Here is a 26,414-nt window from a genome sequence, read left to right as displayed (position 1 = left end):
CGCGCCGCGTCGCACGGTCGCCACCGACCCGCCGCCCGCGGGGTAGGTTTGTGCTCGTGAGTGGCAGCGAATCAGTGGAGACGACCGTCGTGCCGCACCCCGTCCCCGCGTGGGAGGCCGATGTCCTGCTCAAGGACGGTCGCGTGGCGCAGATCCGTCCGATCGTGCCCGAGGACGCCGCCAAGTTCGTGGCCTTCTACGACCGCGTGTCGGCCGAGTCGAAGTACTTCCGGTTCTTCGCGCCCTACCCGCGCCTGTCGGATCGCGACATCGCGCGCTTCACCACCGTCGACCACCACCAGCGGGTCGCCTTCGTGGTGACCCAGCACGACGACATCATCGCCGTCGGTCGGTACGACGCGGTCTCCGAGGACGAGGCCGAGGTCGCCTTCCTCGTCGAGGACGCGCACCAGGGCCGCGGCATCGGCCAGTTGCTGCTCGAGCACCTCGCCCAGGCCGGACGCGAGCGCGGCTTCACCGAGTTCATCGCCGAGGTGCTGCCCGAGAACGTCCGGATGCTCCAGGTCTTCCGCGAGATGGGATACACGATCAGCGGCACGCTCGAGGACGGCGTCCAGCGGCTCACGTTCGAGATCAACCCCACCGACTCGGCCCTCGGAGTTATGCGCTCGCGCGAGCAGCGTGCCGAGGCGGCGTCCATCGCCCGCATCTTCGGCGCCCGCAGCGTCGCGGTCGTCGGCGCCAGCCGCCGCCAGGGGTCGATCGGCCAGGCCATGGTCCGGAACCTCGTGCTGGGCGACTACGGCGGAACGGTCTACGCCGTCAACTCCCAGGCCGAGGCCGTCTCGGGCCTCACGGCCTATCCGACCGTCCGGGACATCCCGGGCGAGGTCGAGATCGCGATCGTGGCGGTGCCGGCCGAGCACGTCAACGACGTCGTCCTGGACTGCGCCGCCAAGGGGGTCCACGGGCTCGTCGTGATCTCGGCGGGCTTCGCCGAGGAGGGCGCCGAGGGGCGCGCGCGCCAGCAGGAGCTGCTGCACCTGTGCCGCACCCACGGACTGCGCCTGATCGGCCCGAACTGCCTGGGCATCATCAACACGGCATCCGACGTCCAGTTGAACGCCTCGCTGTCGGCGACCATGCCGCCGCCCGGACGCGCGGGCTTCTTCTGCCAGTCCGGTGCTCTCGGCTCGGCGATCCTCGAGACCGTCGCAGCGCGCGGCCTGGGCCTGTCGACGTTCGTGTCCGCGGGCAACCGCGCCGACGTCTCGGGCAACGACCTCCTGCAGTACTGGCACCAGGACGACAGCACCGACGTCGTGCTGCTCTACCTCGAGTCCATCGGCAACCCGCGCAAGTTCTCGCGGCTCGCCCGGCGGGTGTCGGAGGTCAAGCCGGTCGTGGCCGTGAAGTCGGGCCGCTCGACCCAGGGTGTTCCCGTCGGCCACACCGTGCGCCGCAGTTCGGCGCCGCAGCAGGCCGTCGACGCGATGTTCCGCCAGGCCGGCGTCATCCAGGTCGACAACCTCGACGAGATGTTCGACGTCGCGCAGCTGCTGGCCCACCAGCCGCTGCCGCGTGGCAACCGCATCGCCGTGGTGGGCAACTCCGACGCCGTCGCGCTGATCGTCACCGATGCCGCGAAGTCGCAGGGTCTGCAGGTCGCGCCGCCGATCCCGCTGGGGGCCAACGCCGGCGCGGAGGAGTTCGAGGTCGCCATCGAGGCGGCACTGGCCCGTCCCGACGTCGACGCCCTGGTGGCGGTCTACACGCCCCCGATCACCACCGACAGCGACGCGGTCGCCAACGTGCTGGCGGCCATCGGCGAGCAGTCCGACAAGCCGATCGTCTCGACCTTCCTGGCCAGCAAGGGCATCCCGGTGCTGCTGCGCGTCCCCGATCTCGAGGGTGGCTCGGCCGGCCGCGGCTCGGTGCCGTCCTACGCGGCTCCCGAAGCGGCCGTCAAGGCGCTCGCGCGCGCGGTCAACTACGCCGAGTGGGCGGCCCGCGACCACGGCGAGTACCACGTCGCGGCCGAGCACCGCTCCGGCGACGCCAAGGCGCTCATCCGCGACGTCCTCACCATCGCCCCCCGCGGCGCGGTCCTCTCGACCGAGCAGGTGCACTACCTGCTGTCCTGCTACGGCATCGACCTGTGGACCTGGACCAACGTGCACAGCAAGGAGGAGGCGATCGCGGCCGGTGAGCAGTTGGGCTGGGACGTCGTCCTGAAGGCCGGCAGCGAGCACCTGCGCGCCCGGCCCGACCTCGCGCACGTCTGGCGGGGGATCCACGACGCCGGCGACATGGCGATCGCGTGGGACGAGATGACCACGTGGAGCGGCATCCGCGCCGACACGACCTTCTTCGTGCAGAAGTCGGCTCCCGACGGCGTCCAGGTCGCCTTCCGCGCCACGGAGGACCGCCTGTTCGGCCCGCTGGTCTCGTTCGGCATCGCCGGGGCGCCCAGCGAGCTGCTCGAGGACCGCAGCTACGGCATCCCGCCGCTGACCGACGTCGACGCGCGCTCCATGATCAGCGGCATCCGGGCGGCGCCCCTGCTGTTCGGCTACCAGGGCAGCGAGCAGGTCGACGTGGGTTCGCTCGAGGACATCGTGCTGCGCCTGGCGGCGCTCAAGGACGACCTGCCCGAGGTCGTCTCGCTCGATCTCGAGCCGGTGCTGGTCAACCCCGACGGGTACACCGCCCTGAGCGCTCGCGCGAAGGTCATCCCGTCGTCCGACAGCCGCGGCGACTGGTTCGTCCGGCGCCTGAGCCAGCCCGATGCCGCGGCGGATACGCTGGGTCGGTGACCCAGACCAAGGACCGGACGAAGGACCTGTACGAGTCCATCTCGCGCAGCGGGTACTACCCCGAGATCATCTCCGGCGCGCTCGAGGACGCCCTGGCCGGTGAGCCGGTGGAGTCGTTCGTGGTGCACCACGAGCCCACCTTCGACCGCGAGGAGATCCGCCGGCACATGTCGGTGCTGGTCCTCACGCCCTCCCGCCTCCTGCTGACCCACACCGACGAGCACCCCGGCGACACCCTGCTGCCCAAGCCGTACACCTCCACCTCCGTCGAGGCGGTGCCGCTGTCGCGCGTCACCGGTGTCGTCGTCACCCGCATGGTCTCGACGCAGACCCAGCAGCTCGAGGAGGCCCTGTTGACGGTCTCGTGGGGCGCGGTCTCGCGCGTCGAGCTCGAACCGGCGCGGTGCGACGACCCCGAGTGCGAGGCCGACCACGGGTACGGCGGCACGCTGACCGGCGACGACTTCTCGCTGCGGCTCAGTGCTGCGGCCGAGGGCGGCGCCGCCGTCGTGGGACTGCTCGAGTTCGCCCGGACCCTGACGGCCGCGACGACGGTCACCGCCGCCCGATGACCGCTGCCCGCGCCGGGATCCACGAGATCATGACCTCGGTCGGCGGTGCCCTGGGCGTCGCCGGCTTCACCGACGTCCTGGGCCTGGCGAAGGCCGACCGCTACGTGGTGATGGTCGTCGACGGGCTGGGTCTGGACCTGCTCCGTGAGCACGCCGACCTCGCGCCGTTCCTGTCGTCGCTGACGAATGTCGAGGGAGTGCTGGCGGGGATCCCGTCGACCACCTCGGTCAGCCTGACGTCGCTCGGCACGGGTCTGTTGCCCGGGCAGCACGGGATGGCCGGCTACACGTGCCGCATCCCGGGCACGCCGCGATTCCTCAACACCCTGACGTGGGACGACCGTGTCGACCCCGAGCAGTGGCAGCCCCATCCCACGGTCCTGCGCCGGCTTGCCGACGCGGGCGTCGCGGCCACCGTCGTCAACGACTCGAGGTTCGAGCGCAGCGGCCTCACCCGGGTCAGCCAGCGTGGAGTGCCGTTCATCGGTGCCGACCGCTCCTGGGACCGCCTGACGGCGATCGCCGAGGCGGTCGAGCAGGGCGATCGCTCGGTCGTCTACGCGTACGAGTCGGCGGTCGACCACACCGGGCACGGACACGGGGTCGACTCGCCGGAGTGGCGCAAGGCTCTGGCGGAGGTGGACCGCGACGTCGCCGACCTGCGCGAGGCCCTTCCTGCCGACGCGGTCCTGCTGGTGACCGCCGACCACGGCATGGTCGACGTCCCGATGCAGGGCCGATTCGACCTGGTCGACCATCCCGAGCTGCGCGACGACGTGGTGCTGGTCGCCGGCGAGGCCCGCTTCCGCCACGTGCACACCCGTTCGGGTGCCGAGGAGACCGTCGCGGCACGCTGGCGCGAGGTGCTCGGCGGCCGCGTCGAGGTGCGGCTGCGCGACGACGCGCAGGAGTGGTTCGGCCCGTTGGACCCCGCCGTGCGTGGCCGCTTCGGCGACGTCGTCGTCGCGGCGCTGGACGACTTCGCCGTGTTCGCGTCGGACGTGTTCTCGGTCGAGTTGCTGCTGCGTGGCTTCCACGGGTCGATCACCGGCCGCGAACGTCGTATCCCCGTCCTCGTGGCGAGTTGAGGAGGAGCCGAGAACGTGGCAGAACTGGTCTTCTACTCCGGGACGATGGACTCGGGCAAGAGCACCCTGGCCCTGCAGCTGGACCACAACCATCGCGCTCGGGGACGGGTGGGCCGCATCTACTCGTCGCACGATCGTGCCGGCGAGGCGGTCCTGTCCAGCCGGCTGGGTCTCGCCACCCCCGCGATCGAGGTCGGCGAGGAACTCGACTTCTGGGCCGACGTCGTCGGTGAGCTGACCGGGGGAGGGCGGGTCGACTACCTGGTGTGCGACGAGGCGCAGTTCTACACCAGCGATCAGGTCGACCAGCTGGCCAAGGTCGCGGACGAGTTGTCGATCGACGTGTACTGCTTCGGCATCCTCACCGACTTCCGCACGCGGCTCTTCCCGGGCTCGCTGCGGCTGGTCGAGTTGGCCGACCGGGTGCTGACGCTGCAGGTCGAGGCGCTGTGCTGGTGTGGCGCCCGCGCCACGCACAACGCGCGTACCGCCGACGGTGAGATGGTCACCGAGGGCGAGGTCATCGTGGTGGGCGACGTCGAGGACCCGGACCGCCCCACGCCGCAGATCGGCTACGAGGTGCTGTGCCGACGTCATCACCGCAAGCGGATGACCTCGGCGCGGGCCCAGGCCGGGGCGCTGTCGCCCGACGTGCTGCCGTTCGACTGACCGGATTTCCCTGGGCAAACCGTCGCATCCCTAGGAAAGCTTCCTTGGGGATGCGACGGTTTACCACGGGACCGTGGTAAACCGACCGACCTGACGAAACCGCCGTTACTCCGGCGAGCCGCCGAACATGATCTCGTCCCAGCTGGGCACCGAGCGGCGCGAGTGCTTCTTGCGGGGCTTCGGGGTGTCGGGGACGGCGATGCGCTCTTCCAGGGCCTGGTCCTCGACGTCCTCGACCGGCTCCTCGACGGGCTCGTCGAAGACGGCCTGCTCGAGGGCCCGGCGGTCGCGGGCCTCCTTGATCGAGCGGACGAGGGGAGCGTGGTCGACCTCGTCGGCGCCGCCGTACGCCTCGGGAGCTTCGGTGACCAGGTCGGCCAACGCCATGTCGTGCTGCTCCTCGGTCGCCAGGTCGCCCACGAGATCGCGGGCGGCGTCCTCGTCGGCGACGACGTAACGGCTCTTGGGGTCGTACAGGAAGCTCGCGGAGCCGCCGTCGAAGTCGACGCGGACGGTCCAGCGGCCGTCCTCACGGCGCCAGGCGTCCCACTCGGCGTCCTCGGGGGTGATGCCGCGCTGCACCAGGGCAGCGTCGGCCAGTTCGGCCAGGGCGATCGCGGGGCCGCCGACGTGCTTGCGGCGCACGGTCGTGGCGCGCGCCGACTGGGCCATCCACTCGCGCTCGGCGATGACGGGCACGGCGAAGCCGTGGACGCGCTCGACCGTGATGCCGGCCTGCTCGGCGACCTCCTCGACCGACTCGCCGCGACGGATGCGGGTCTGGATCTCGCGGGGGTTGAGCGAACTCTCCATCGGAATCTCCATCTGTCCGGAACGACTCGAACCCACGGGGGTGCGATCGACCAGTGAGGTGAGCCGGCGATCGATGCTGAGCCGGAAACGTTCTCCGGTGGTCGCGTCCCGGGCGACGAGGAATCGCCCGTCGTCGCTGAGTCCCACGGTTGCGAGTTCCCGCATGTTCGAGCCTCCCCGTGTCACTACTGCCACCGACTTCGATGCTAATGACGGCCGCACCTGATCGAGGGGAGACTCGCCGTGGCCGCTCCTGGTTTCGACCGACGAGCCACCCGCAGCCGTCAGTGCGTCAGCGTACCGGGGCCGCCGCGGGGGCGCGGTAGAGGAGCGCGACGACGGCGGTCAGCAGGGCAGCCACGACGGGCAGCGTGAAGCCCGTCGAGGCCGACCAGCGGTCGACCATCAGGCCGGCGACGGCGGCGCCGAGCGCCGTTCCGGTGGACATGCCGGTCGTGGTCCAGGTGAGGGCCTCGGTGAGGCGCGTGTTCGGCACCGTCAGCTCGACCAGGTGCACCGCGGTGATGAGCGTGGGGGAGAGGGCGAACCCGGCCAGCAGGAAGCCGATCGCCAGCAGTGCGATGTTGGGCGCGAAGGGCAGGGGAGCCAGGAAGACGACGAGCGCCACGGTGGTGAGGCGCAACCGGCGGACGGGATCGGCGGGAGGAGCCAGCGCCCCGACGGCCAGCCCGGCCGCGAGACTCCCCGCCGACCAGATGGCCAGTACCACGCCGGCGGCGCCGGGACGGCCCTGCTCCTCGGTGAACGCGACCACCAGGACCTCGGTGGCGCCGAACAGGACGCCCAGCCCGAAGGCTGCGACGACGAGCGGGCCGAGCAGGGCCCACGGCAGTGGCTCGCGCGGGACGCTGGTGTCGGTGCGGTGCGCCGGCTGGGTGCCCCGCTGGAGCGCCAGCCCCCACGCCCCGACGATGGCCGCGACGCCGGCGACCGCCAGACCGGACCAGTCGAGGGCGCTCAGGGTCAGGACGGTCACGAGGACCGGCCCGACGACGAAGACGGCCTCGTCCAGGACCGCCTCGAGCGCGAAGGCGGTCTGCAGGCGGCGGCGGTCGTGCAGCACATGGGTCCAGCGCGCCCGGACGAGGTTGCCGGTCTGCGGCGCCCCGGCACCCGCGATCATGGCGCCGGCGGACGCACCCCACAGGGTCTGGTCGACCGTCAGGAGCACCACGGTGACGCCGGTGGCGAAGATCGCGCCGGCGGCGAGCAGGACGGGCGCCTGCCCCAGCCGGTCGGCCCACCGGCCCTGGACCGGCGCGAACACCGCCGCGGTGATGACGTAGACCGCCATGACCAGTCCGGCAGGGCCGTACTCACCCGTGCGCGACGAGATCAGCATCACGATGCCCAGTCCCGTCATCGACAGGGGCAACCGGCCCAGGGCGCCGGCGGCGGTGAAGGCCGGAGCGCCGGGCGTCGCGAGGATCGTGCGGTAGGCGGAGAGCATGGCGGGACCAATCTAGGACCCGGCTGCCTCAACCACGGCCGTGGGAGACTGACGGCATGGACGCACGGCCTTATGACGCCCTCCTGCTGGTCTCCTTCGGAGGCCCCGAGAAGCCCGAGGACGTGGTGCCGTTCCTCGAGAACGTGACCCGCGGGCGGGGGATCCCGAAGGAGCGGCTCGTCGAGGTGGGCGAGCACTACTTCGGCTTCGGCGGCAAGTCGCCGATCAACGGGATCAACCGCGAGTTGCTGGCTGCGCTGCGGGCCGACTTCGCCGAGCAAGGTCTGGACCTGCCGGTCTACTGGGGCAACCGCAACTGGGACCCGTACCTGGCCGACGCCTTCGAGCAGATGGTCGCCGACGGGGTCGAGCGCGTCGCGTGCTTCATGACCAGCGCCTACTCGTCGTACTCCAGCTGCCGCCAGTACCGCGAGGACCTCTTCGAGGTGTCGAACGACCTGCCCATCCGGGTCGACCGGTTGCGCCACCACTTCAACCACCCCGTCTTCGTCGAGCTGTTCACCGAGTACGCCCGGGACGCGCTGGCGCAGGTTGGTCCCGACGCCCACGTCGTGTTCGTGACGCACTCGGTCCCCGACCAGATGAACGAGGCCAGCGGCGGACCGGGGTGCGGCCTCTACGAGCACCAGCACCTGTCCGTGGCCCGGCTGGTGTCCGAGGCGCTCGGCGTGACGCAGTGGTCGCTGGCCTACTGCTCGCGGTCGGGGCCGCCGAGCCAGCCCTGGCTCGAGCCGGACATCAACGACCACCTCGAGGAACTGGCCGGACAGGACGTGACCGGCGTGGTGCTCGTCCCCATCGGGTTCGTGGCCGACCACATGGAGGTCGTCTACGACCTCGACACCGAGGCGAAGGCGACGGCCGAGAAGCTGGGGCTGCGGTTCGCCCGTGCGGCGAGCCCGAACGCCGATCCCCGGTACGCCGCGATGATCCGCGACCTGCTGCTCGAGCGCGCCGCTGCCGAGCGGGGCGAGTCGCCCGAGCGCCCGGCCGTGGGCGAGTTCGGCCCGAAGGCCGACACCTGCGCGGCGGACTGCTGCCTCAATCCGCGGTCGCAGCGCCCGGTCATCGCGTGACCGAGCTGCTCGACCTCGCCCGCGACGTCGCCGCCGAGGCGGCGGAGCACGTGCGCGTGCTTCGACCCCGGGGCCGCGTCGGGGTGGCGGACACGAAGTCCAGCCCGACCGACCTCGTCACGGCGATCGATCGTTCCTGTGAGGAGTTGATCCGCGAGCGGATCCTCGCCGCCCGCCCCGACGACGCCTTCGTGGGCGAGGAGGGCCAGGACGTCTCGGGCACCTCCGGCGTCGAGTGGGTCGTCGACCCGATCGACGGCACCGTCAACTTCGTCTACGGCATCCCGAGGTACGCGGTCTCCATCGCGGCGCGACGTGACGGCGTCGACGAGATCGGCGTCGTGGTCAACATCGCCACGGGTGAGGCCTACGAGGCCACCGCCGGCGGTGGGGCCTGGCGCGTGGACGGGGACGAACGGACCCGCCTGACCGGTCCTCCCGCGGCTCCCGTCGATCAGATGCTCGTCGCCACCGGCTTCAACTACGTGCCGAGCGTGCGCGAGCACCAGGCGGCCGCCGTCGGCAGGATGCTGCCGCACGTGCGCGACATCCGCCGGATCGGTGCGGCGGCCCTGGACCTCACCGACCTGGCCGAGGGCCGGCTCGATGCCTACGTCGAGCAGGGCCTCAAGCCGTGGGACCATGCGGCGGGCGGCCTGATCGCCCGCGAGGCCGGTCTGGTGGTCACGGGCCTCGACGGAGTCCCGGACGAGCGGCTCGTCGTCGCGGCCCCGGCCGCCGCGATCGCGGAATTCCTCGCGCTGGTCGAGCGTTGCCGCTTCTGATCGGTCGTAGAGTTCGACTCGCGCGTTCGCCGTGAGAGTGGAAACGTCGGCCGCACGAGCTGGTTCAGGTCTTCCGGCTGCAAGCGGTTTTGACCCATGTGGTTGAATCTGCGCGTTCCACAAGAACACGACCACAGTTCCACGAGAACCAGCATGGAGAGTTGATGGCAACCGATTACGATGCGCCGCGCAAGACCGACGAAGAGCAGTCCGAGGACAGCATCGAGGAACTGAAGGCGCGTCGCCACGAGAAGAACTCGGGCAAGGTCGACGAGGACGAGGTCGAGGCGGCTGAGTCCTTCGAGCTGCCCGGCGCCGACCTCTCGCACGAGGAGCTGGCCGTCAAGGTCGTGCCGAAGCAGTCCGATGAGTTCACCTGCATGTCGTGCTTCCTGGTGCACCACCGCAGCCAGCTGGCGAGCGAGAAGAACGGCATGCCGATCTGCAAGGACTGCGCCGACTGACGTTCGCGCAGCCACCTGACGTCCGGTCCCAGCCGCTGTTGCGGGGGACCGGGCGTCGTTGTCTTCAGCGGTCGGTGGGGTCCTTGAGTGACTTCATGCCCGGCGGCAGGTCGCCGGTGGACCGCAGCCAGTAGTTGGCCGCGCTGCGACGCGCCATGGTGCGCACGACCTGCACGGTGGCCCCGCCGATGGCCGCCCAGGCGACGGCCTCCTTGGTGCTGAGCTCGGGGTTGCGCGTGTTCGTCGGGGGCTTGCGGCCGGTGGCCGCGCGCCAGGCGAGGTTCGACACCCGGGGGGCCAGCGACGCCGCGAGGAGTCCGGAGCCGGCGTCCAGGGCGCGCCAGGCGCCGCGGCCGCGACTCTTCTGGATCTTCGCCTCGGCGACCGACGTCGTCGCCGCGTCAGTCGTCTTCTTCGCGCGCTTCCTGGCCATCGGTGGTCCTTTCATCGGGGGCAGCACCAGTGTGACCCACGACGCGCTCCACCGTGGCGGGACGTCGGGTGGAGACGAGCCAGTAGGGCGTGGGGTCGTCCGGATCGGCGACCGCGACGCGGACCCCGCGATCGATCCAGGGGCGCGTCAGCAGGAACGCCCGGTCGGTGCCGGCACGGTCGAGCGCGGCGCGCCAGGCGGCGGGGTCGAGTGCCTCGACCGTCCCCAGATGGGGAGCCTCGAGGTGCGCGTCGCCGGCCCGGAAGCGGCCGGGCTCGGCGACGACGCGCAAGGAGCCCCAGTGCCACAGACCCGCGCCCAGGACGACGAGTGTCGCCAGGCCGACGGTCGCGGCGACGGACGGGCTGGTCGCGACCAGCAGCAACCACGCCACGATGACGGCGGTCAGGACGACCATGCCCCACCACAGGCCGGAGGCGACGAGTCGTTCAGAGTGACGTCGAGGGTTCGTTTCCACCACTCCACTGTGCCCGATGGGGGTGTGCGCCAGTATCGTCGCCACCGTGACCGAGGTGCAGATCCGGCGGCTCGACGCCGACGTCCCGCTTCCCGCCTACGCCCACCCGGCCGACGCAGGGGCGGATCTCGTCTCCAGCGTCGACGTCACGCTCGAGCCGGGCGCGCGGGCGCTCGTGCCCACGGGCGTGGCGATCGCCCTGCCGGAAGGATTCGCGGGCTTCATCCACCCGCGGTCGGGGCTCGCGCTGAGGCACGGTCTCTCGGTCGTGAACACGCCGGGCACCATCGATGCGGGTTACCGTGGCGAGGTCAAGGTGTTGCTGATCAACCACGACCTGAGCGAGCCCGTCCACATCCGGCGCGGTGACCGCATCGCGCAACTGGTGGTCCAGCGGGTCGAGCGGGTCGAGTTCGTCGAGGTCGACGCACTGTCGGAGACCGTGCGGGGTGCCGGCGGGTACGGTTCCTCGGGTGGTCACGCCTCCATCGAGGCGACAACGGAAGGAAGTCTGTGATGTTTGGTCGCAAGAAGTCCGGGGCGACCGACTCCGGGTCGGACTCCGCGCCGGTCGAGCGCGTCGAGGTCACCGGTCCGCGGGCCGACGGGCCGTTCGACCTCGTCGAGCGCCCGCTCGAGAACCCGGACGAATACGTCGACCTGGGGACCCTGCTGATCAAGATGCGCGGGGACATCGAGGTCCAGCTGCCCACCGAGGACGACGTCGTCACGGCCGTCCTGGTCACCTCGGGCGGCTCCGCCGTCGAGCTGCGGCCCTTCGCCGGCGCGCGCAGTGGCGGCACGTGGGACGGCGTCCGTGCCGAGCTCCGCGAGGAGGTCGACAAGCGCGGCGGCCGGTACGAGGAGGTCGAGGGACCGTTCGGCACCGAGGTGCTGGCGCAGTTCCCCGCGAAGGACACCGAGGGCAACGACGCGATCCAGCCGGCGCGCTTCATCGGCATCGAGGGCCCTCGCTGGGTCGTGCGCGCCACGGTCCTGGGCGCGGCCGGGCTCGAGTCGACGAACGAGGGCGTCTTCATGGAGATCCTGCGCGACCTGCGGGTCCGGCGCGGTGATGAGCCCCGGATCCTGCGCGAGTCGCTGCCGCTGCAGCTCCCGCCGGACGCCCAGCGGATCCCGGAGGAGTAGGCGGTCATGGCCGGGGTGGTGTCACGCTGGCTCGAGCGCTTCTCGCTCGAGCAGCAGGAGAACGCCGAGCTGCGTGGCCGGACGGCCGCCGCAGGATGCTCGGCGATCCAGGACGCGCCGACGCGCGAGCGGGTCGACGTCCACGGCGTGCTCCAGGACGTCACGCTGCGCCCCGTCGACGACGCCACGGCGCTCGAGGCCACCCTGTACGACGGCACGGGTACGGTCACCCTGATCTGGTTGGGACGACGTCGTATCGAGGGCATCGCCGCCGGTCGTTCCCTGACCGCCGGCGGGCGGATCGGTCACCGAGGACAGGAGCGTGTCATGTACAACCCCGCGTATCGGCTGGACCCGTGACCGATCCCGCCGAGCAGCCGGACGTCAATGCCGCCACCGTCGAGCAGGTCGTGCGCCAGCGGCTGGCCGAGGCCTTCGGGGGAGTGCGCGGCATCGTCGAGGCCGCGGTCCCGACCATCACGTTCACGGTCTGCTACCTCACCACCCGCGAACTGACACTCAGCCTCATCATCGCCTCGGCGCTCACCGCCGTGCTGCTGATCGCCCGGGTCGTCCAGCGGTCGAACCCGCAGTTCGTCATCAACGCGCTCGTGGGCATCGGCATCGCGGCGTTGTTCGCCTCGCGCACCGGTGAGGCCCGCGACGTCTTCCTGCCCGGCATCATCTACAACGCCGGGTACGCCGTCGTCCTGGTCTCCACCGTCGTCATCGGCTGGCCGGCGATCGGCGTCATGATCGGCGCCCTCGTCGGCGACCTCAGCAGATGGCGTCGCGATCCGGGCATGCGACGGCTGTGCAACCGGCTGACCCTGGTGTTCGCGCTGCCGTGCATCCTGCGCGTCGTCGTGCAGTACCCGCTCTACGCCGCCGACCAGATCGGCTGGCTGGGCACGTCGAAGATCGTCATGGGCTGGCCGTTGCAGATCGCGACCCTGGCCGCGATGGTGTGGCTGCTGAGCCGCAACAGCACGCCGGTCACCGACCTGGGCGACGCCGACGAGCCCGGCAGGGCCTGAGGTCAGTCCTTCGGCGGTGCCAGCAGGGCCGACAGCTCGGCCTCGGCGTCGGGCGAGGTGACGAACAAGAGCTCGTCCCCGGCCTCGATGGTGCGATCGTCCTCGGGCGGCAGCGACTGCTGGTTGCGCAGGATCGCGACGGGCGTGGCTCCCTGCGGCCAGGCGATGTCGCCCAGGCGCCGACCCACGTGCGCCGACTCGTCCGGGACGGTCATCTCGACCAGGTTGATGTTGCTCTGGCGGAAGGTGAACAGGCGCACGAGGTCGCCGACGGCGACGGCCTCCTCGACCAGGGCGGCCATGATGCGCGGCGTGGACACGGCCACGTCGACACCCCAGGACTCGCCGTAGAGCCACTCGTTGCTGGGATTGTTCACCCGGGCGACCGTGCGGGGAACGGTGAACTCGGTCTTGGCCAGCAGCGACGTGACGAGGTTCGCCTTGTCGTCGCCGGTGGCCGCGATCACCACGTCGCACGTCTGCAGCTGCGCCTCCTCCAGCGTGGACATCTCGCACGCGTCGGCCAACAGCCACTGGGCGCCGGGCACGAGATCGCTGCGGATCGCGGTCGCGGACTTGTCGATGAGCAGCACACCGTGTCCGTGGTCGAGCAGCTCCTGGGCCACGGAGCGGCCGACGGCCCCGGCTCCGGCGATCGCGACGCGCATCAGTCGTCCTCCTTCGGTCCTGCGGCCAGCGCCTCGAGAGCTTCCTCGGCCCGGGCGGCCACCAGGAACATGCTCAGGTAGTCGCCCTCCTGGATGACGGTGTCGGCCGCGATCAGCTCGCCCCGGCCCAGCCGGGTGATGAACGCCACCCGTACGCCGGTCTCGGCCTCGAGCGCCGCCACGGTGCGGCCCACCCAGGCGAACGGGGCGTAGGCGTTGTCGAGCCGCAGCAGGCCCGAGGGATCGCGCCAGGCCGGCTCGGAGCCGGCCGGCAGCAGGCGGCGCAGGACCTGGTCGGCGGCCCACGGGACGGTCGCCACCGTCGGGATGCCGAGGCGTTCGTAGACCTCGGCGCGCCGGGGGTCGTAGATGCGGGCGACGACGTTCTCGACCGAGAACACCTCGCGGGCGACGCGGGCGGCGATGATGTTGGAGTTGTCGCCGCTGGAGACGGCGGCGAACGCGTCGGCGCCCTCGATCCCGGCCTTGACCAGGACGCCCCGGTCGAACCCCATGCCGGTCACGGTGAGCCCGGCGAAGGCCGGTCCGAGACGGCGGAAGGCGTCGGGGTTGGAGTCGATCACGGCGGTCGAATGTCCCCGGGACTCCAGGCTGCGGGCCAGTGACGACCCGACGCGCCCGCACCCCATGATCACGATGTGCACACCGGCGACGGTACACCGGTCGGGAACCGGTCTAGCATCGGTTGCGTGGGATTGACCGGCGCGCTCAAGCGCGCTCTCATCGGACAGAAGCTGCGCACCTCCCAGATGGGCGAGACGTTGTTGCCCAAGCGGGTCGCGCTGCCCGTTTTCGCCAGCGATGCCTTGTCGTCCGTGGCGTATGCGCCGGACGAGATCTTCCTGACCCTGTCGATGGGCGGGCTGACGGCGTACGCCTTCAACTGGCAGATCGGGATCGCGGTCGTGGTCGTCATGCTCACGGTCGTGGCGTCCTATCGCCAGAACGTGCACGCCTACCCCAGCGGGGGCGGCGACTACGAGGTCGCGACCGTGAACCTGGGACGCAACGCCGGCCTCACGGTCGCGAGCGCGCTGATGGTCGACTACGTCCTGACCGTCGCGGTGTCGATCTCCTCGGGCGTGCAGAACGCCGCGGCGGCGCTGCCGTTCCTCAAGGGACACGAGTCGGCCGCGGCGGTCGGGCTGGTCGCCCTGCTGACCGCGGTGAACCTTCGCGGGGCGAAGGAGTCCGGCCGGGCCTTCGCGATCCCGACGTACCTGTTCATGGCCTCCATCGCGTTGATGGCGATCTGGGGCTACACGCAGTACGCCCTGGGCACGCTGCCGCAGGTCGAGAGCGCGAAGTACGACATCGCCGCCGAGGACCCCTTCGCCGGGGCGGTCTCGGGCGTGGCGATGGCGTACCTGCTCGCCCGCGCCTTCTCGTCGGGCTGCGCAGCCCTCACGGGGGTCGAGGCGATCAGCAACGGCGTGCCGGCCTTCCGCAAGCCCAAGAGCCGCAACGCCGCGACGACGCTGCTGCTGCTCGGCACGATCTCGATCGTGATGCTGATGAGCATCATCGTCCTGGCCGACCTGATGGACCTTCGCTACGTCGAGGACCCGGCCCATCAGCTGCTGCTGGACGGCAAGCCCGTGGGCGACGGCTACGTCCAGGAGACGGTCATCGGCCAGCTCGCGGCGGCCCTGTTCCAGGGCGTGCCGCCGCTGTTCTACTTCGTCATCGCCTGCACCGGGATCATCCTGGTGCTGGCCGCCAACACCGCCTTCAACGGCTTCCCCGTCCTGGCGTCGATCCTCGCGCGCGACGGCCACCTGCCGCGCCAGCTGCACACCCGCGGAGACCGGCTGGCGTTCAGCAACGGCATCGTCACCCTCGCGGCGGCGGCCGGGGTGCTGATCGTGGCGTTCGACGCCGAGGTCACGAAGCTGATCCAGCTGTACATCGTCGGGGTCTTCGTGTCGTTCACCCTGAGCCAGCTGGGGATGATCCGGCACTGGACCCGGCTGCTGGCCGAGGAGACCGATCCGGCGGAGCGCGGCCGGATGCACCGGTCGCGGGGGGTGAACGCGTTCGGTCTGGCGATGACCGCGACGGTGCTCGTGATCGTTCTCGTCACCAAGTTCCTCGCCGGCGCGTGGATCGCGATCCTGGCGATGGTCGCCGTCTTCCTCGTGATGCGGGGGATCTCGCGGCACTACGACCGGGTCGCCCTGGAGCTCGCCGTCGACGAGAGTGACGTCGCGCTGCCTGCTCGGGTGCACGGCATCGTGCTGGTCAGCAAGCTCCACAAGCCGACGATGCGCGCGATCGCCTACGCCCGGCTCGGCCAGCCCAGCTCGCTGGAGGCCGTGTCGGTCAACCTCGACCCGGACGACAGCGCCGAGCTCGCGCGCCGCTGGGACGAGTTGCGGGTGCCGATACCGTTGCGGGTGCTGGACTCGCCCTACCGCGAGGTCGTGCGGCCGATCGTCAGGTACGTCAAGACCAAGCGCACGCAGAACCCGCGCGACATCGTCACCATCTACATCCCGGAGTACGTCGTCGGCCGGTGGTGGGAGCAGCTCCTGCACAACCAGACCGCGCTGCGTCTGAAGGCCCGGTTGTTGTTCCTGCCCGGGGTGCTGGTCGTCAGCGTGCCGTACCAGCTGGCCTCGGCGCAGCGTGTGAAGAAGGACCATGCACGACCGACCCCCGGTGACGTGCGGCGTGGAATCGGAGGGCGGAGCGGTGGCTGAGACGGATCCCGTGGTCGAGGTCGGACCGGTGGCGCACGGTGGCCACTGCGTGGCCCGCCTGGACGGCCAGGTCGTGTTCGTGCGGCATGCGCTGCCCGGCGAGGTCGTCCAGATCCGCATCACCGAGCGCTCGCGCAAGTTCCTGCGCGCCGACGCGATCCGCGTGCTCCAGCCCTCGCCGGACCGGGTCGAGCGTCCGTGCCCGCTGTCGGGGCCGGGACTCTGCGGCGGCTGCGACTTCCAGCACGTCTCGGCGGAGGGTCAGCTGACGCTCCTCACCGACGTCGTGCGCGAGCAGCTGCAGCGGCTGGCCGGCCTCGAGTGGACCGGGCGGGTCGAGGCCGTCGGTCCGCTGCTGGACTGGCGCACCCGGGTGGTGTGGTCGGTGGCCGAGAACGGCATGGCCGGACTGCGCCGCCACCGCAGTCACGACGTCCTGCCGATCCCGTCGTGCCCGATCGCGCACCCCGACCTGCCCGACGTCACCGAGCAGACCTGGGACGAGCCGCGGGTCGAGTCCATCGTGTCGTCCACGGGCCAGCGCCTGCTGGTGACCGACGCGACCATCGGCGACCGGCTCGAGACCGAGGTCGACGGCGTCGTCGCCTCGGACGGCACCGTCCGGGCGGGCACGGGGACGCTCGTCGAGCGGGTCCACGGGCGGGACTTCCGGGTCAGCGGCTCGGGGTTCTGGCAGGTTCATCCCGCCGCCGCCACGACCTTGGTCGATGCCGTCATGGAGGCCGCGGAGGTCCGCCCCGGCGATCGCGTGCTGGACCTGTACGCCGGGGCCGGACTCTTCTCCGCGTTCCTGGCTCCCGCGTGCGCTCCGGGCGAGCTGGTCAGCGTCGAGGGGAACCGGCGCGCGTCCGCGAATGCCGCCGAGAACCTCGCCGACCTGTCGAACGCCTCGACGGTGCACGCTCCGGTCGAGCGAGCCCTCGCCCGGGGCACGCTGGGCGCGCGCGCCGACGTCGTCGTACTGGACCCGCCCCGTCAGGGAGCGAAGGACGCCGTCACCGCCATCGCCGCGCTGGAGCCCCGGCGGATCGTCTATGTCGCGTGCGATCCCGCAGCCCTGGCGCGTGACGTCGCCACCTTCGCGACCCTCGGTTACCGGCTGGAGTCGTTGCGCGGGTTCGCGCTGTTCCCGATGACACACCACGTCGAATGTGTCGTGTCGCTTGCGCGCGACTGACGGGTCCGGTTGAGTCACCCCCGTGAAGTACGCCGATCCCCACGCGTGTCCGGCCTGCCGGGGCGCCATCTCGGGGGGAATCTCGTGTCCGCACTGTGCCTTCGACCTGACTTCGCAGCAGGCCCATCAGCTCTGGGGGCTGTTCGTCCAGGCGGACGGGCTCGTGGCGCAGGGACGCGCGGTCCAGGCGCGCGCGCCGCGCATCGATCCTGAGGCACGGCCAGCATCGACCGCCGCTGCACAGCAGCCCGTCACGCCGGCTCCCGCGCCCGTCTTCGTTCCGGGCGTGGTGCCCGCCCCCGCGCACCACGCGTGGTCGGTCGGCTCCGTGCTGCTCGGCCTCGGTGCGGTCTGCCTCATCGTCGCCGGCCTGATCTTCGCGACCATCGCGTGGGCCGCCGTCGGGATCCTGGGCCGTGCCCTGATCCTGCTCGCGGTGACCGCGGTGTTCGGCGGCTGCGCCATCTGGGCGACCCGGCGGCGGCTCTTCGGGGCGGCCGAGGCCCTCTGGTCGGTGTTCCTCGGACTGCTCACCGTCGACGTCCTGGCCGCGGTCGCCGAGGGCCTGTTCGGCTTGAGCTGGAGCGACTTCGCCGTCGTCTCCCTGGTGTGGACCGCCGGTGTCGTGGCCACCGCCGTGGTGGTGGTGCGGTGGGCCCGCACGGCGTTCGACCACGACCTGGCGATGCCCCAGATCGCGGCCGGTCTGGCCCCGTGGGTCAGCGCGCCCGCGCTCATGGACCGGCTGCTCGACCTGGGGGACCAGGACACCTGGTTCTGGAGTGCGATGGCCGCCCTCGTCGTGCCGCTCGTCGTCGTGGCGATCAGCGTCCGTCTCGCGATGCCCTGGGCCATGTGGGGCGCTGCCGCGCTCGCGCTGTGCCTCGGAGCCTTCTCCGTCGTCCTGGCCGTCATCCAGGCGCAGTCCGGCTCCCCGGCCCTGACCTTCGCGGACGCGCTGCCGCTGTTCACGCTCGTCGCCGCGGCCCTCCTCGGGGGTGTCCTCATGGTCGCCCTCCGGCCCTGGCTCGTCGGCTCGGCCACGGTCGGACTGCTCTACCTGGTCGGGTTGGCGGTGTCCGGATGGGCGTGGCGCGCCGACGCGGCCGGGAGCATCGGTCTCGTGGCGGTGGCGGCGGTCGTCGCACTGCTGGCCCTCCTCGTCGCGCGGCCCGATGCGTGGTCGCTCGGTGTGCGGTGGGGCACGGTCGTCACCGGGGCTGCCCTGGTGCTGTGGGGCGGCGCGGTGGCGATGATGAACCTCGAGCGGGCCGATGTCGCTTCCGGCTACGGGTCGCCGAGTGACCTCTGGGTGCGCCCCTCCGACATCGCCGTTCGCGAGGACTGGAAGGTCCTCGGCGTCGCCGCGGGTCTGTTGGTGGCGTGGTGGGCCATGGGCCGGTGGCCCTCGCCCCGGCTCGTCCCCGACCACCTCCGTCTGCCGTTGGGCGTCGTCGCCGGGGGAGCGGCCGTCGTCACGGCCGTCGCGTCCTCGACACTGCCGTTCCTCGTGCATGCGATCACGGTGGTGCTCGTGGGCGCCGGTCTCGCCTTCGCTCTGCGGCGGGGCCCTGCGTGGTTCGCGGTGCTGCCGCCCGTGGCCGTCCTGGCGGCCGTCGCGGTCGTGCCGGGCGACGCTCCGGTCACGGCTTGGACGTGGGGCCTGGTCGCCGCCGGTCTGGCGATGTGCGCGCTTGCGGGCTTCGACGACCCCGAGGAGTTCAGGCGGGGGACCTCCGCGGTGTCGCTGGGTCTCGCGGCCGGCGCCGCCATCGCGACGATCGGTCTCGTCCTGAACCTGTCGGACATGGACGCCACGTGGTGGAGTCCGATCATCGCCGGCTGTGCGGCAGCGGCGCTGCTGCTGACCTTGGCCCTGGATGAGCTGGTCTGGCACCGGATCGCCGTCGAGGTCGTCGCCGCGCTCTCGCTGTTCATCGCCCTCGTGGAGGCGGACGATCTCGCGACGGCCGCGCTGGTGTTCACGATCGGGGCAGTCGCGGCCGCCGTCGTCGGACTCCTGGACGACGACCGGACGTACCTGCGATGGGTCGCGGCCGGTCTCGTGGGCGGAGCGTGGGTGACCCGTCTGGCCGCCAGCGAGGTCGGCACGGTCGAGGCGTACACGGCGCCCTTCGCGGTCGCGGTCCTCGCAGCGGGACTGTGGCGCCTGCGCACCGATCCGGCCAGCCGGACCTGGTCGGTGCTGGTCCCGGGTCTGACGCTGGCGTTGCTGCCGTCGCTGCCCCAGGCGCTCGCCGAGCCGACCAGCCTGCGCGCCGGGCTGTTGGCGCTCGTGGCGGCGGCCTGCCTCGCCGCTGGAGTGGTCCTGCGCTGGGGCGCGCCCGTCGTGGCGGGCTCGGCGGTGCTGCTGCTCGTGGTCCTGGCGAACGTCGGTCCCACGGCGTTGGCCCTGCAACGGTGGATCCTGATCGCCGCCGCAGGCCTGGTGCTGCTCGTGGTGGGGACGACCTGGGAGAAGCGCGTCGCCGAGGGGCGTGCCCTCGTCGCGCGACTGGCCGCACTCCGGTGAGGGTCGCCTGAGCGGCGCAGCCCAGAATCAGTTGATATCGTGTATCTTGACATCAAGATAAATGGTGCGTCCTAGGTCATCCTGATCCGGCACGAGATGCCGCGCGAAGGCAGGATGGGAACACCAGTGAAGGAGAAGCCCATGAGCGTCGACACATTCCAGGCGAAGGATTCCCTGGCGGTCGGAGACACGTCCTACGACTACTACCGACTCGATGCGGTTCAGGGCGAGGGACTCGACGTCGCCTCCCTGCCGTTCAGTCTCAAGATCCTGCTCGAGGCGCTGCTGCGCACCGAGGACGGCGCCGACATCACGGCGGACGACATCAAGGCCCTGGCCTCGTGGGACCCGAAGGCCGACCCGAGCAAGGAGATCCAGTTCACGCCGGCCCGCGTGATCATGCAGGACTTCACTGGTGTCCCGTGCGTCGTCGACCTCGCCACGATGCGCGAGGCGATGGCCGACCTGGGCGGCGATCCCTCCAAGATCAACCCCCTCGCGCCGGCCGAGATGGTCATCGACCACTCCGTCATCGCCGACGTCTTCGGCACGCCCGAGGCGTTCGAGCGCAACGTCGAGATCGAGTACGAGCGCAACGGCGAGCGCTACAAGTTCCTGCGCTGGGGCCAGGGCGCCTTCAGCGACTTCCGCGTCGTTCCCCCGGGCACCGGCATCGTGCACCAGGTCAACATCGAGAAGCTCGCGCGCACCGTCTTCACCCGTGACGGCGTCGCGTACCCCGACTCCTGCGTCGGCACCGACTCGCACACCACCATGGTCAACGGCCTGGGCGTCGTGGGCTGGGGCGTCGGCGGCATCGAGGCCGAGGCCGCGATGCTCGGCCAGCCGATCAGCATGCTGATCCCGCGCGTCGTCGGCTTCAAGCTCTCCGGCGAGCTGCCGCAGGGTGCGACCGCGACCGACCTGGTCCTGACGATCACCGAGAAGCTGCGCGAGCACGGCGTCGTCGGCAAGTTCGTCGAGTTCTACGGCTCGGGCGTCGGCGCCGTCCCGCTGGCCAACCGCGCCACGATCGGCAACATGAGCCCCGAGTACGGCTCCACCATCGCGGTCTTCCCGATCGACGACGAGACCACGAAGTACCTCAAGCTCACCGGCCGCAGCGCCGAGGAGATCGCGCTCGTCGAGGCCTACGCCAAGGCGCAGGGCCTGTGGCACGACCCCGAGCACGAGGCGCGCTACAGCGAGTACCTCGAGCTCGACCTCGGTGACGTCGTCCCGTCGATCGCCGGCCCGAAGCGTCCGCAGGACCGCATCGCACTGACCGAGAGCAAGACTGCGTTCCGCTCCTCGCTGCGCGACTACGTCGACCACGACGAGCAGCAGCTCAACGGCTACGACGAGGCGGTCGAGGACTCCTTCCCGGCGTCCGACCCGCCCAAGACGTCGACCTTCGCGAACGGCGGCGAGGGCCCCAGCGAGCACGCCACGGGTGCGCCCGGCGAGCGGGTCCGCAACCCCCAGACCGTCACGCTCGAGGACGGCACGACCTTCGAGGTCGACCACGGCGCCGTGACGATCGCGGCGATCACGTCGTGCACCAACACGTCGAACCCGTCGGTCATGATCGGCGCCGGCCTGCTGGCGAAGAAGGCCGTCGAGAAGGGCCTGCAGCGCAAGCCGTGGGTCAAGACCACGCTGGCCCCCGGTTCGAAGGTCGTCACCGACTACTACGAGAAGTCGGGTCTGAACGTCTACCTCGACAAGCTCGGCTTCAACCTCGTCGGCTACGGCTGCACGACCTGCATCGGCAACTCGGGACCGCTGATCCCCGAGGTCAGCGCCGCCGTCAACGAGGGCGACCTGGCCGTCACCGCCGTGCTCTCGGGCAACCGCAACTTCGAGGGCCGCATCAACCCCGACATCAAGATGAACTACCTCGCGTCCCCGCCGCTGGTCATCGCGTACGCGCTGGCCGGCTCGATGGACGTCGACCTGTTCAACGATCCGCTGGGTCAGGATGCCGACGGCAACGACGTCTTCATGAAGGACATCTGGCCGTCGCCGTCCGAGGTCGAGGACGTCATCGCCTCGTCGATCGACTCCGACACCTTCAGCCGCGAGTACGCCGACGTCTTCGCCGGTGACGAGCGCTGGCAGAACCTGCCGACCCCCGAGGGCGACACGTTCGCGTGGGACGAGGACTCGACGTACGTCCGCAAGGCGCCGTACTTCGACGGGATGGGCCTCGAGCCCGACCCGGTCACCGATATCGACGGTGCGCGCGTGCTGCTGAAGCTGGGCGACTCGGTCACGACCGACCACATCAGCCCGGCCGGTGCGATCAAGAAGGACAGCCCTGCGGGCAAGTACCTCATGGAGAAGGGCGTGCAGCCGCGCGACTTCAACTCCCTGGGCTCGCGCCGCGGCAACCACGAGGTGATGATCCGCGGCACGTTCGCGAACATCCGCCTGCGCAACCAGATCGCGCCCGGGACCGAGGGTGGCTTCACCCGCGACTTCTCGGCCGACGGTGAGGTCACGACGGTCTTCGAGGCCTCCGAGAACTACCAGGCCGCCGGCATCCCGCTGGTCGTCCTGGCGGGCAAGGAGTACGGCTCGGGCTCGTCGCGCGACTGGGCCGCCAAGGGCACCGCGCTGCTGGGCGTCAAGGTCGTCATCGCCGAGTCGTACGAGCGGATCCACCGCTCGAACCTCATCGGCATGGGCGTCCTGCCGCTGCAGTTCCCCGAGGGCCAGAACGCCGAGTCGCTGGGCCTGACCGGCGAGGAGACCTTCACGGTCACCGGTGTCACCGAGCTCAACGAGGGCCGCACGCCGCGCACCGTCAAGGTCAAGGCCGACGACATCGAGTTCGACGCCGTCGTCCGGATCGACACCCCCGGTGAGGCGAACTACTACCGCAACGGCGGCATCATGCCGTACGTGCTGCGCTCGCTGCTGGACTGAGTGTGAGCCGAAGGCGCGTCTCCGTCACCGGACCGGTGGCGGGGGCGCGCCTTTCTCATGCCCACGGCACGACGTTCGATGATGGGATGGGTTCGTGACGATCCACTCGGAGCACCCCTTCGTACCCCCGGACCGCGACAAGGACGCCTTCCGGCGCCTGCGCGGCCGTTTGCCCGCGCCCGTCACGGTCGTGGCCACCGGCTCCGGGCGTGACCGCGCCGGCCTGACCGTGTCGGCGATCGTGCTGGTCGACGGGGATCCGGCCCGGTTCGAGGCGTTCGTCGATCCCGACGCCACCTTGGGGGAGTCGGTCGAGGTCGGGTCCCGCGTCGCCGTCAGCGTCCTGCGCGCCGGCGACGCCTACCTGGCCGAGGTGTTCGCGGGACTCGCGCCGGCGCCGGGCGGGATGTTCACCGTGGGGGAGTGGGTCCAGTCCCCGTGGGGACCCCGGCTCGACGGCCGCTCCTGGTGGGGTGCCACCGTCGACGGAGTCACGGAGACGGGCTGGTCGCTGCGGCTCTCCGGGGTGGTGGACGAGGTCGGTGTGGAGTCCTCGACCGGCGTCGCCCACGCCCGCGGCCGGTTCCACGACCTGGACTGACACCTGCTGCCGGACCGGTGGCGGCCAGTCGAGGGGGCGCGCTGGTGGGGCGTCGTTACGATGGAGCAATGGCATCTGTCCTCAGTTCCGTGTCCGGTCCCGCAGACCTGCGAGGACTGGACGATGAGGCGCTGACCCAACTCGCCGCCGAGGTCCGTGAGCTGCTGATCGAGTCGGTGGCCGCCAACGGCGGTCACCTCGGCCCGAACCTGGGCGTGGTCGAGCTGACGATCGCGCTGCACCGGGTCTTCGACTCGCCGAACGACAAGATCGTCTGGGACACCGGTCACCAGTCGTACGTCCACAAGATGCTGACGGGCCGCGCCGACCAGTTCGCCCAGGGGCGCCTGCGCAAGGAGGGCGGCCTGTCCGGCTACCCGTCCCAGGCCGAGTCGCCGCACGACTGGGTCGAGAACTCGCACGCCTCCACCTCGCTGTCCTACGCCGACGGACTCGCTCGCGCGAACGCGGTGCAGGGCAAGGACGACCACGTCGTGGCGGTCATCGGCGACGGTGCGCTGACCGGCGGCATGGCGTGGGAGGCCATCAACAACATCTGCGCCGACAACTCGCGCCGGGTGGTCATCGTCGTCAACGACAACGGGCGCTCCTACACCCCGACCGTCGGGGGCCTCGCGAACCGCCTCACGCAGATCCGCACGAACCCGCGGTACGAGCCTGCGCTCAGTGCCGTCCGTGAGCGGATGACGACGGGGCCCAAGGTCGTCGGTGTCGCCTACGAGGCGCTGCACGCGATCAAGAAGGGCTTCAAGGACGCGCTGGCGCCCCAGGGCTTGTTCGAGGACCTGGGGATCAAGTACCTCGGTCCCATCGACGGTCACGACCGGCGGGCGCTGGAGCAGGCGCTCTCCGCGGCCCGCCACTTCGGCGGCCCCGTGCTGGTGCACGCGATCACCACGAAGGGCCACGGCTACGACATCGCCGTCTCCAACGAGAACGACCAGATGCACCAGTCGCACCCGTTCGACCGCCTGACGGGTGAGGCGGTGAGCATCGCGCCCGCGGGCTGGACCTCCGTGTTCCGCGACGAGATCGTCCGCATCGCCGACGATCGTCCTGACGTCGTGGGCATCACCGCCGCCATGCTCTACCCGACCGGCCTGGACGCGTTCGCGGACAAGTTCCCCGACCGGGTCCTCGATGTCGGGATCGCCGAGCAGCACGCGGTCACCAGTGCCGCCGGCATGGCCATGGGCGGCCTCCACCCGGTCGTCGCGGTCTACGCCACGTTCCTCAACCGGGCCTTCGACCAGGTGCTGATGGACGTCGCCCTGCACCAGCAGGGCGTCACCTTCGTGCTCGACCGTGCCGGGGTCACCGGCGACGACGGCGCGAGCCACAACGGCATGTGGGACATGTCCCTCATGCAGATCGTCCCCGGTCTGCACCTGGCGGCCCCGCGCGACGGCAGCCGTCTGCGCGAGTTGCTGCGTGAGGCCGTCGAGGTCGCCGACGCCCCCAGCGTGGTCCGCTTCGCCAAGGGCGCCGTGCCGGCCGATTTGGAGGCGATCGATCGCGTCGGCTCGATGGACGTGCTGCACCGCGGAGCCGATCCCGAGGTGCTCGTGGTGGGCGTGGGCACGATGGCCGCGATGGCCGTCGAGGTCGCTCGCCTGCTCGAGGACTCCGGCGTCGGCTCGACCGTCGTCGACCCGCGCTGGATCAAGCCGCTGGACCCCGCGCTGCTCGACCTGGCCGCCGAGCACCGGCTCGTCGTGACCATCGAGGACAACGGCCGCCAGGGCGGCGTCGGCTCCACGATCCTGAACGAGATCTGCGACCGGGGCCTGGTCATGCCCGTCCGGATCCACGCCGTGGCCCAGGAGTTCCTCGACCACGCGAAGCGCGACGTCATCCTCGACCGACTCGGCCTGACGCCCGACGCGATCGCGGCCGACGCGCTCGATCGGCTGAAGGAATGTCCCGAGGGTGACCTGCGTTGACTCCGAAGTGGTTTTCACGACGACGTTCCGATGACTACGAGCGCGACCCGATCCCCCTGATCGTCGCCCTCGACGGCTTCCTCAGTGCGGGCTCCTCCTCCGTGCTGGCGGCCGAGCAACTGCGCACGCCCGATGGCGAGGTCGTGCACGAGTTCGACCTGGACTCGTACTACGACTACCGGGCCCGCCGGCCCCCGATCACGTTCCGACGCGACCACTACGTCGACTACGTCGAGCCGGTCCTGCAGATCACCCGTCACGTCGACCGCTCCGGCAAGCCGTACCTGTTGCTGGCCGGTCCCGAGCCCGACTTCGGCTGGGAGTCCTTCGTCGCCGAGACGATCGACGTCATCACCGAGCTCGGCGTCCCACTGACGGTCGCTCTCGGCGGCATCCCCATGGGGGTCCCGCACACCCGGCCCCCGCTGCTCACGATGCACGGCACGCGCAGCGAGCTGGTCGATCGCCAGAACTTCTGGAACGCCGAGGTGACGGTGCCGTCCTCGGCGCAGTCGCTGCTGGAGTACCGGATGCGCGAGCAGCGCCTGGACGCGATCGGCTACGTGGTGCACGTCCCGCACTACCTGACGCAGGTCGAGTACCCGACGGCCGCGCTCGCGCTGCTGGAGGCGGTCGCACTTCGCCTGGACCTGGATCTGGACCTGGAGGACCTGCGGGCCCGCCAGCCCGACTCGATCCACGAGATCGAGCAGCAGATCTCCGACCAGGACGGCGAGCAGGTGCTGGCCGGGCTCGAGGAGCAGTACGACATCTTCAGTCGTGGTGCGGCCGAGTCCCTCCTGGCCGACGACGCGAGCCTGCCGACCGGCGATGAGCTCGCCAGCCAGTTGGAGCAGTTCCTTGCGCGCCAGCGCAAGGACGATCAGGGCTAGTCTGGCGCGGCAGCGCAAGGACGATCAGGGCTGAGAGCCCGCTGCCGGTGGGACCGAGATCACCGTAGCC

At 70.9% G+C, this 26,414-nt stretch carries 24 protein-coding genes; 18 read left to right on the top strand and 6 right to left on the bottom strand.

Annotation, left to right across the window (positions count from 1 at the left end):
* Nucleotides 1-56 precede the first annotated feature (56 nt).
* Genes H9L21_RS08855 through H9L21_RS08840 form a run of 4 tightly spaced genes read left to right on the top strand, consistent with a single transcriptional unit; the run spans nt 57 to nt 5,106 of the window.
* Nucleotides 57-2,777 (top strand): bifunctional acetate--CoA ligase family protein/GNAT family N-acetyltransferase, encoded by a 2,721-nt coding sequence (locus H9L21_RS08855; protein ID WP_255467019.1) that lies wholly within the window; start codon nt 57-59, stop codon nt 2,775-2,777.
* A complete protein-coding gene (locus H9L21_RS08850; protein ID WP_187411390.1) occupies nt 2,774-3,349 on the top strand; it encodes a DUF5998 family protein in 576 nt (191 codons plus the stop codon). The genes H9L21_RS08855 and H9L21_RS08850 overlap by 4 nt, the downstream gene beginning before the upstream one ends.
* On the top strand, nt 3,346-4,437 hold the full coding sequence (locus H9L21_RS08845; protein WP_154594838.1) for an alkaline phosphatase family protein: 1,092 nt from the start codon (nt 3,346-3,348) through the stop codon (nt 4,435-4,437). Before H9L21_RS08850 ends, H9L21_RS08845 begins: the two co-directional genes overlap by 4 nt.
* Before the next feature lie 15 nt (nt 4,438-4,452).
* A complete protein-coding gene (locus H9L21_RS08840) occupies nt 4,453-5,106 on the top strand; it encodes a thymidine kinase (RefSeq protein WP_187411389.1) in 654 nt (217 codons plus the stop codon).
* Nucleotides 5,107-5,211: 105 nt separating this feature from the next.
* On the opposite strand, the gene sepH is transcribed toward H9L21_RS08840, so the two are convergent.
* Both sepH and H9L21_RS08830 read right to left on the bottom strand, forming a co-directional pair.
* Nucleotides 5,212-6,084, bottom strand: coding sequence for a septation protein SepH (gene sepH, locus H9L21_RS08835; RefSeq protein ID WP_154594839.1), 873 nt, complete (start codon nt 6,082-6,084; stop codon nt 5,212-5,214).
* A 127-nt stretch (nt 6,085-6,211) separates the two neighbouring features.
* Nucleotides 6,212-7,390 (bottom strand): MFS transporter, encoded by a 1,179-nt coding sequence (locus H9L21_RS08830; protein ID WP_154594840.1) that lies wholly within the window; start codon nt 7,388-7,390, stop codon nt 6,212-6,214.
* Nucleotides 7,391-7,446: 56 nt separating this feature from the next.
* On the opposite strand from H9L21_RS08830, the gene H9L21_RS08825 reads away from it, so the two are divergent.
* The 3 genes from H9L21_RS08825 to H9L21_RS08815 all read left to right on the top strand — a co-directional run bounded on the left by H9L21_RS08825 (nt 7,447) and on the right by H9L21_RS08815 (nt 9,736).
* Complete coding sequence (locus H9L21_RS08825; protein ID WP_154594841.1) at nt 7,447-8,487, top strand: ferrochelatase; 1,041 nt, start codon at nt 7,447-7,449, stop codon at nt 8,485-8,487.
* Nucleotides 8,484-9,272 (top strand): inositol monophosphatase family protein, encoded by a 789-nt coding sequence (locus tag H9L21_RS08820; RefSeq protein WP_187411388.1) that lies wholly within the window; start codon nt 8,484-8,486, stop codon nt 9,270-9,272. Before H9L21_RS08825 ends, H9L21_RS08820 begins: the two co-directional genes overlap by 4 nt.
* Nucleotides 9,273-9,436: 164 nt before the next feature.
* Nucleotides 9,437-9,736, top strand: a complete 300-nt coding sequence (locus H9L21_RS08815; protein ID WP_154594842.1) for a DUF4193 domain-containing protein — start codon at nt 9,437-9,439, stop codon at nt 9,734-9,736.
* Between the two features lie 64 nt (nt 9,737-9,800).
* Here the strand turns inward: H9L21_RS08815 and H9L21_RS08810 are convergent, their stop codons facing one another.
* Together H9L21_RS08810 and H9L21_RS08805 are read right to left on the bottom strand one after the other, a co-directional pair.
* Nucleotides 9,801-10,169, bottom strand: a complete 369-nt coding sequence (locus H9L21_RS08810) for a DUF4235 domain-containing protein (protein WP_187411387.1) — start codon at nt 10,167-10,169, stop codon at nt 9,801-9,803.
* A complete protein-coding gene (locus tag H9L21_RS08805; RefSeq protein WP_154594844.1) occupies nt 10,138-10,647 on the bottom strand; it encodes a DUF3093 domain-containing protein in 510 nt (169 codons plus the stop codon). The genes H9L21_RS08810 and H9L21_RS08805 overlap by 32 nt, the downstream gene beginning before the upstream one ends.
* Before the next feature lie 46 nt (nt 10,648-10,693).
* On the opposite strand from H9L21_RS08805, the gene dut reads away from it, so the two are divergent.
* Genes dut through H9L21_RS08785 form a run of 4 tightly spaced genes read left to right on the top strand, consistent with a single transcriptional unit; the run spans nt 10,694 to nt 12,833 of the window.
* Nucleotides 10,694-11,164: a dUTP diphosphatase gene (gene dut / locus H9L21_RS08800; protein ID WP_255467018.1), complete on the top strand. Its 471-nt coding sequence runs from the start codon at nt 10,694-10,696 to the stop codon at nt 11,162-11,164.
* Nucleotides 11,164-11,796, top strand: a complete 633-nt coding sequence (locus H9L21_RS08795) for a DUF3710 domain-containing protein (protein ID WP_154594846.1) — start codon at nt 11,164-11,166, stop codon at nt 11,794-11,796. The genes dut and H9L21_RS08795 overlap by 1 nt, the downstream gene beginning before the upstream one ends.
* Before the next feature lie 6 nt (nt 11,797-11,802).
* Complete coding sequence (locus H9L21_RS08790; RefSeq protein ID WP_154594847.1) at nt 11,803-12,156, top strand: OB-fold nucleic acid binding domain-containing protein; 354 nt, start codon at nt 11,803-11,805, stop codon at nt 12,154-12,156.
* Nucleotides 12,153-12,833, top strand: coding sequence for a DUF3159 domain-containing protein (locus tag H9L21_RS08785; RefSeq protein WP_222865747.1), 681 nt, complete (start codon nt 12,153-12,155; stop codon nt 12,831-12,833). Before H9L21_RS08790 ends, H9L21_RS08785 begins: the two co-directional genes overlap by 4 nt.
* A gap of 2 nt (nt 12,834-12,835) precedes the next feature.
* Here H9L21_RS08785 and H9L21_RS08780 read toward each other — a convergent pair whose 3' ends face one another.
* Together H9L21_RS08780 and H9L21_RS08775 are read right to left on the bottom strand one after the other, a co-directional pair.
* The gene (locus tag H9L21_RS08780; protein WP_154594848.1) at nt 12,836-13,501 is read right to left on the bottom strand and encodes a potassium channel family protein; all 666 of its coding nucleotides are present in this window, start codon (nt 13,499-13,501) and stop codon (nt 12,836-12,838) included.
* A complete protein-coding gene (locus H9L21_RS08775) occupies nt 13,501-14,166 on the bottom strand; it encodes a potassium channel family protein (RefSeq protein WP_187411386.1) in 666 nt (221 codons plus the stop codon). The genes H9L21_RS08780 and H9L21_RS08775 overlap by 1 nt, the downstream gene beginning before the upstream one ends.
* A 45-nt stretch (nt 14,167-14,211) precedes the next feature.
* On the opposite strand from H9L21_RS08775, the gene H9L21_RS08770 reads away from it, so the two are divergent.
* From H9L21_RS08770 to H9L21_RS08740, 7 genes are all read left to right on the top strand, one after another.
* Nucleotides 14,212-16,224 (top strand): APC family permease, encoded by a 2,013-nt coding sequence (locus H9L21_RS08770; protein WP_439647304.1) that lies wholly within the window; start codon nt 14,212-14,214, stop codon nt 16,222-16,224.
* Nucleotides 16,217-17,422 (top strand): class I SAM-dependent RNA methyltransferase, encoded by a 1,206-nt coding sequence (locus H9L21_RS08765; protein WP_255467017.1) that lies wholly within the window; start codon nt 16,217-16,219, stop codon nt 17,420-17,422. Before H9L21_RS08770 ends, H9L21_RS08765 begins: the two co-directional genes overlap by 8 nt.
* Before the next feature lie 163 nt (nt 17,423-17,585).
* The gene (locus H9L21_RS08760) at nt 17,586-19,955 is read left to right on the top strand and encodes an SCO7613 C-terminal domain-containing membrane protein (protein WP_154594850.1); all 2,370 of its coding nucleotides are present in this window, start codon (nt 17,586-17,588) and stop codon (nt 19,953-19,955) included.
* Nucleotides 19,956-20,096: 141 nt separating this feature from the next.
* A complete protein-coding gene (acnA, locus tag H9L21_RS08755) occupies nt 20,097-22,886 on the top strand; it encodes an aconitate hydratase AcnA (RefSeq protein WP_154594851.1) in 2,790 nt (929 codons plus the stop codon).
* A 94-nt stretch (nt 22,887-22,980) separates the two neighbouring features.
* The gene (locus H9L21_RS08750) at nt 22,981-23,487 is read left to right on the top strand and encodes a flavin reductase (protein WP_154594852.1); all 507 of its coding nucleotides are present in this window, start codon (nt 22,981-22,983) and stop codon (nt 23,485-23,487) included.
* Nucleotides 23,488-23,555: 68 nt separating this feature from the next.
* The gene (gene dxs, locus H9L21_RS08745) at nt 23,556-25,451 is read left to right on the top strand and encodes a 1-deoxy-D-xylulose-5-phosphate synthase (protein ID WP_154594853.1); all 1,896 of its coding nucleotides are present in this window, start codon (nt 23,556-23,558) and stop codon (nt 25,449-25,451) included.
* Entirely contained in the window at nt 25,448-26,344 is an 897-nt protein-coding gene (locus H9L21_RS08740; protein ID WP_154594854.1) for a PAC2 family protein, read from the top strand. Before dxs ends, H9L21_RS08740 begins: the two co-directional genes overlap by 4 nt.
* Nucleotides 26,345-26,414 lie beyond the last annotated feature (70 nt).

Origin of the sequence: Aeromicrobium senzhongii, assembly GCF_014334735.1 — a bacterium.
Classification (GTDB): Bacteria; Actinomycetota; Actinomycetes; order Propionibacteriales; family Nocardioidaceae; genus Aeromicrobium; species Aeromicrobium senzhongii.
Note: the sequence above shows the minus strand (reverse complement) of the source record. Positions and strands in the feature narration are given on the sequence as shown.

Excerpts from the sequence above, each read along its gene's own strand:
- H9L21_RS08845 (WP_154594838.1), top strand. The coding sequence starts at position 3,346 with ATGACCGCTGCCCGCGCCGGGATCCACGAGATCATGACCTCGGTCGGC.
- sepH (WP_154594839.1), bottom strand. The coding sequence starts at position 6,084 with ATGCGGGAACTCGCAACCGTGGGACTCAGCGACGACGGGCGATTCCTC.
- H9L21_RS08830 (WP_154594840.1), bottom strand. The coding sequence starts at position 7,390 with ATGCTCTCCGCCTACCGCACGATCCTCGCGACGCCCGGCGCTCCGGCC.
- H9L21_RS08825 (WP_154594841.1), top strand. The coding sequence starts at position 7,447 with ATGGACGCACGGCCTTATGACGCCCTCCTGCTGGTCTCCTTCGGAGGC.
- H9L21_RS08815 (WP_154594842.1), top strand. The coding sequence starts at position 9,437 with ATGGCAACCGATTACGATGCGCCGCGCAAGACCGACGAAGAGCAGTCC.
- H9L21_RS08810 (WP_187411387.1), bottom strand. The coding sequence starts at position 10,169 with ATGGCCAGGAAGCGCGCGAAGAAGACGACTGACGCGGCGACGACGTCG.
- H9L21_RS08795 (WP_154594846.1), top strand. The coding sequence starts at position 11,164 with ATGTTTGGTCGCAAGAAGTCCGGGGCGACCGACTCCGGGTCGGACTCC.
- H9L21_RS08790 (WP_154594847.1), top strand. The coding sequence starts at position 11,803 with ATGGCCGGGGTGGTGTCACGCTGGCTCGAGCGCTTCTCGCTCGAGCAG.
- H9L21_RS08780 (WP_154594848.1), bottom strand. The coding sequence starts at position 13,501 with ATGCGCGTCGCGATCGCCGGAGCCGGGGCCGTCGGCCGCTCCGTGGCC.
- acnA (WP_154594851.1), top strand. The coding sequence starts at position 20,097 with ATGAGCGTCGACACATTCCAGGCGAAGGATTCCCTGGCGGTCGGAGAC.
- dxs (WP_154594853.1), top strand. The coding sequence starts at position 23,556 with ATGGCATCTGTCCTCAGTTCCGTGTCCGGTCCCGCAGACCTGCGAGGA.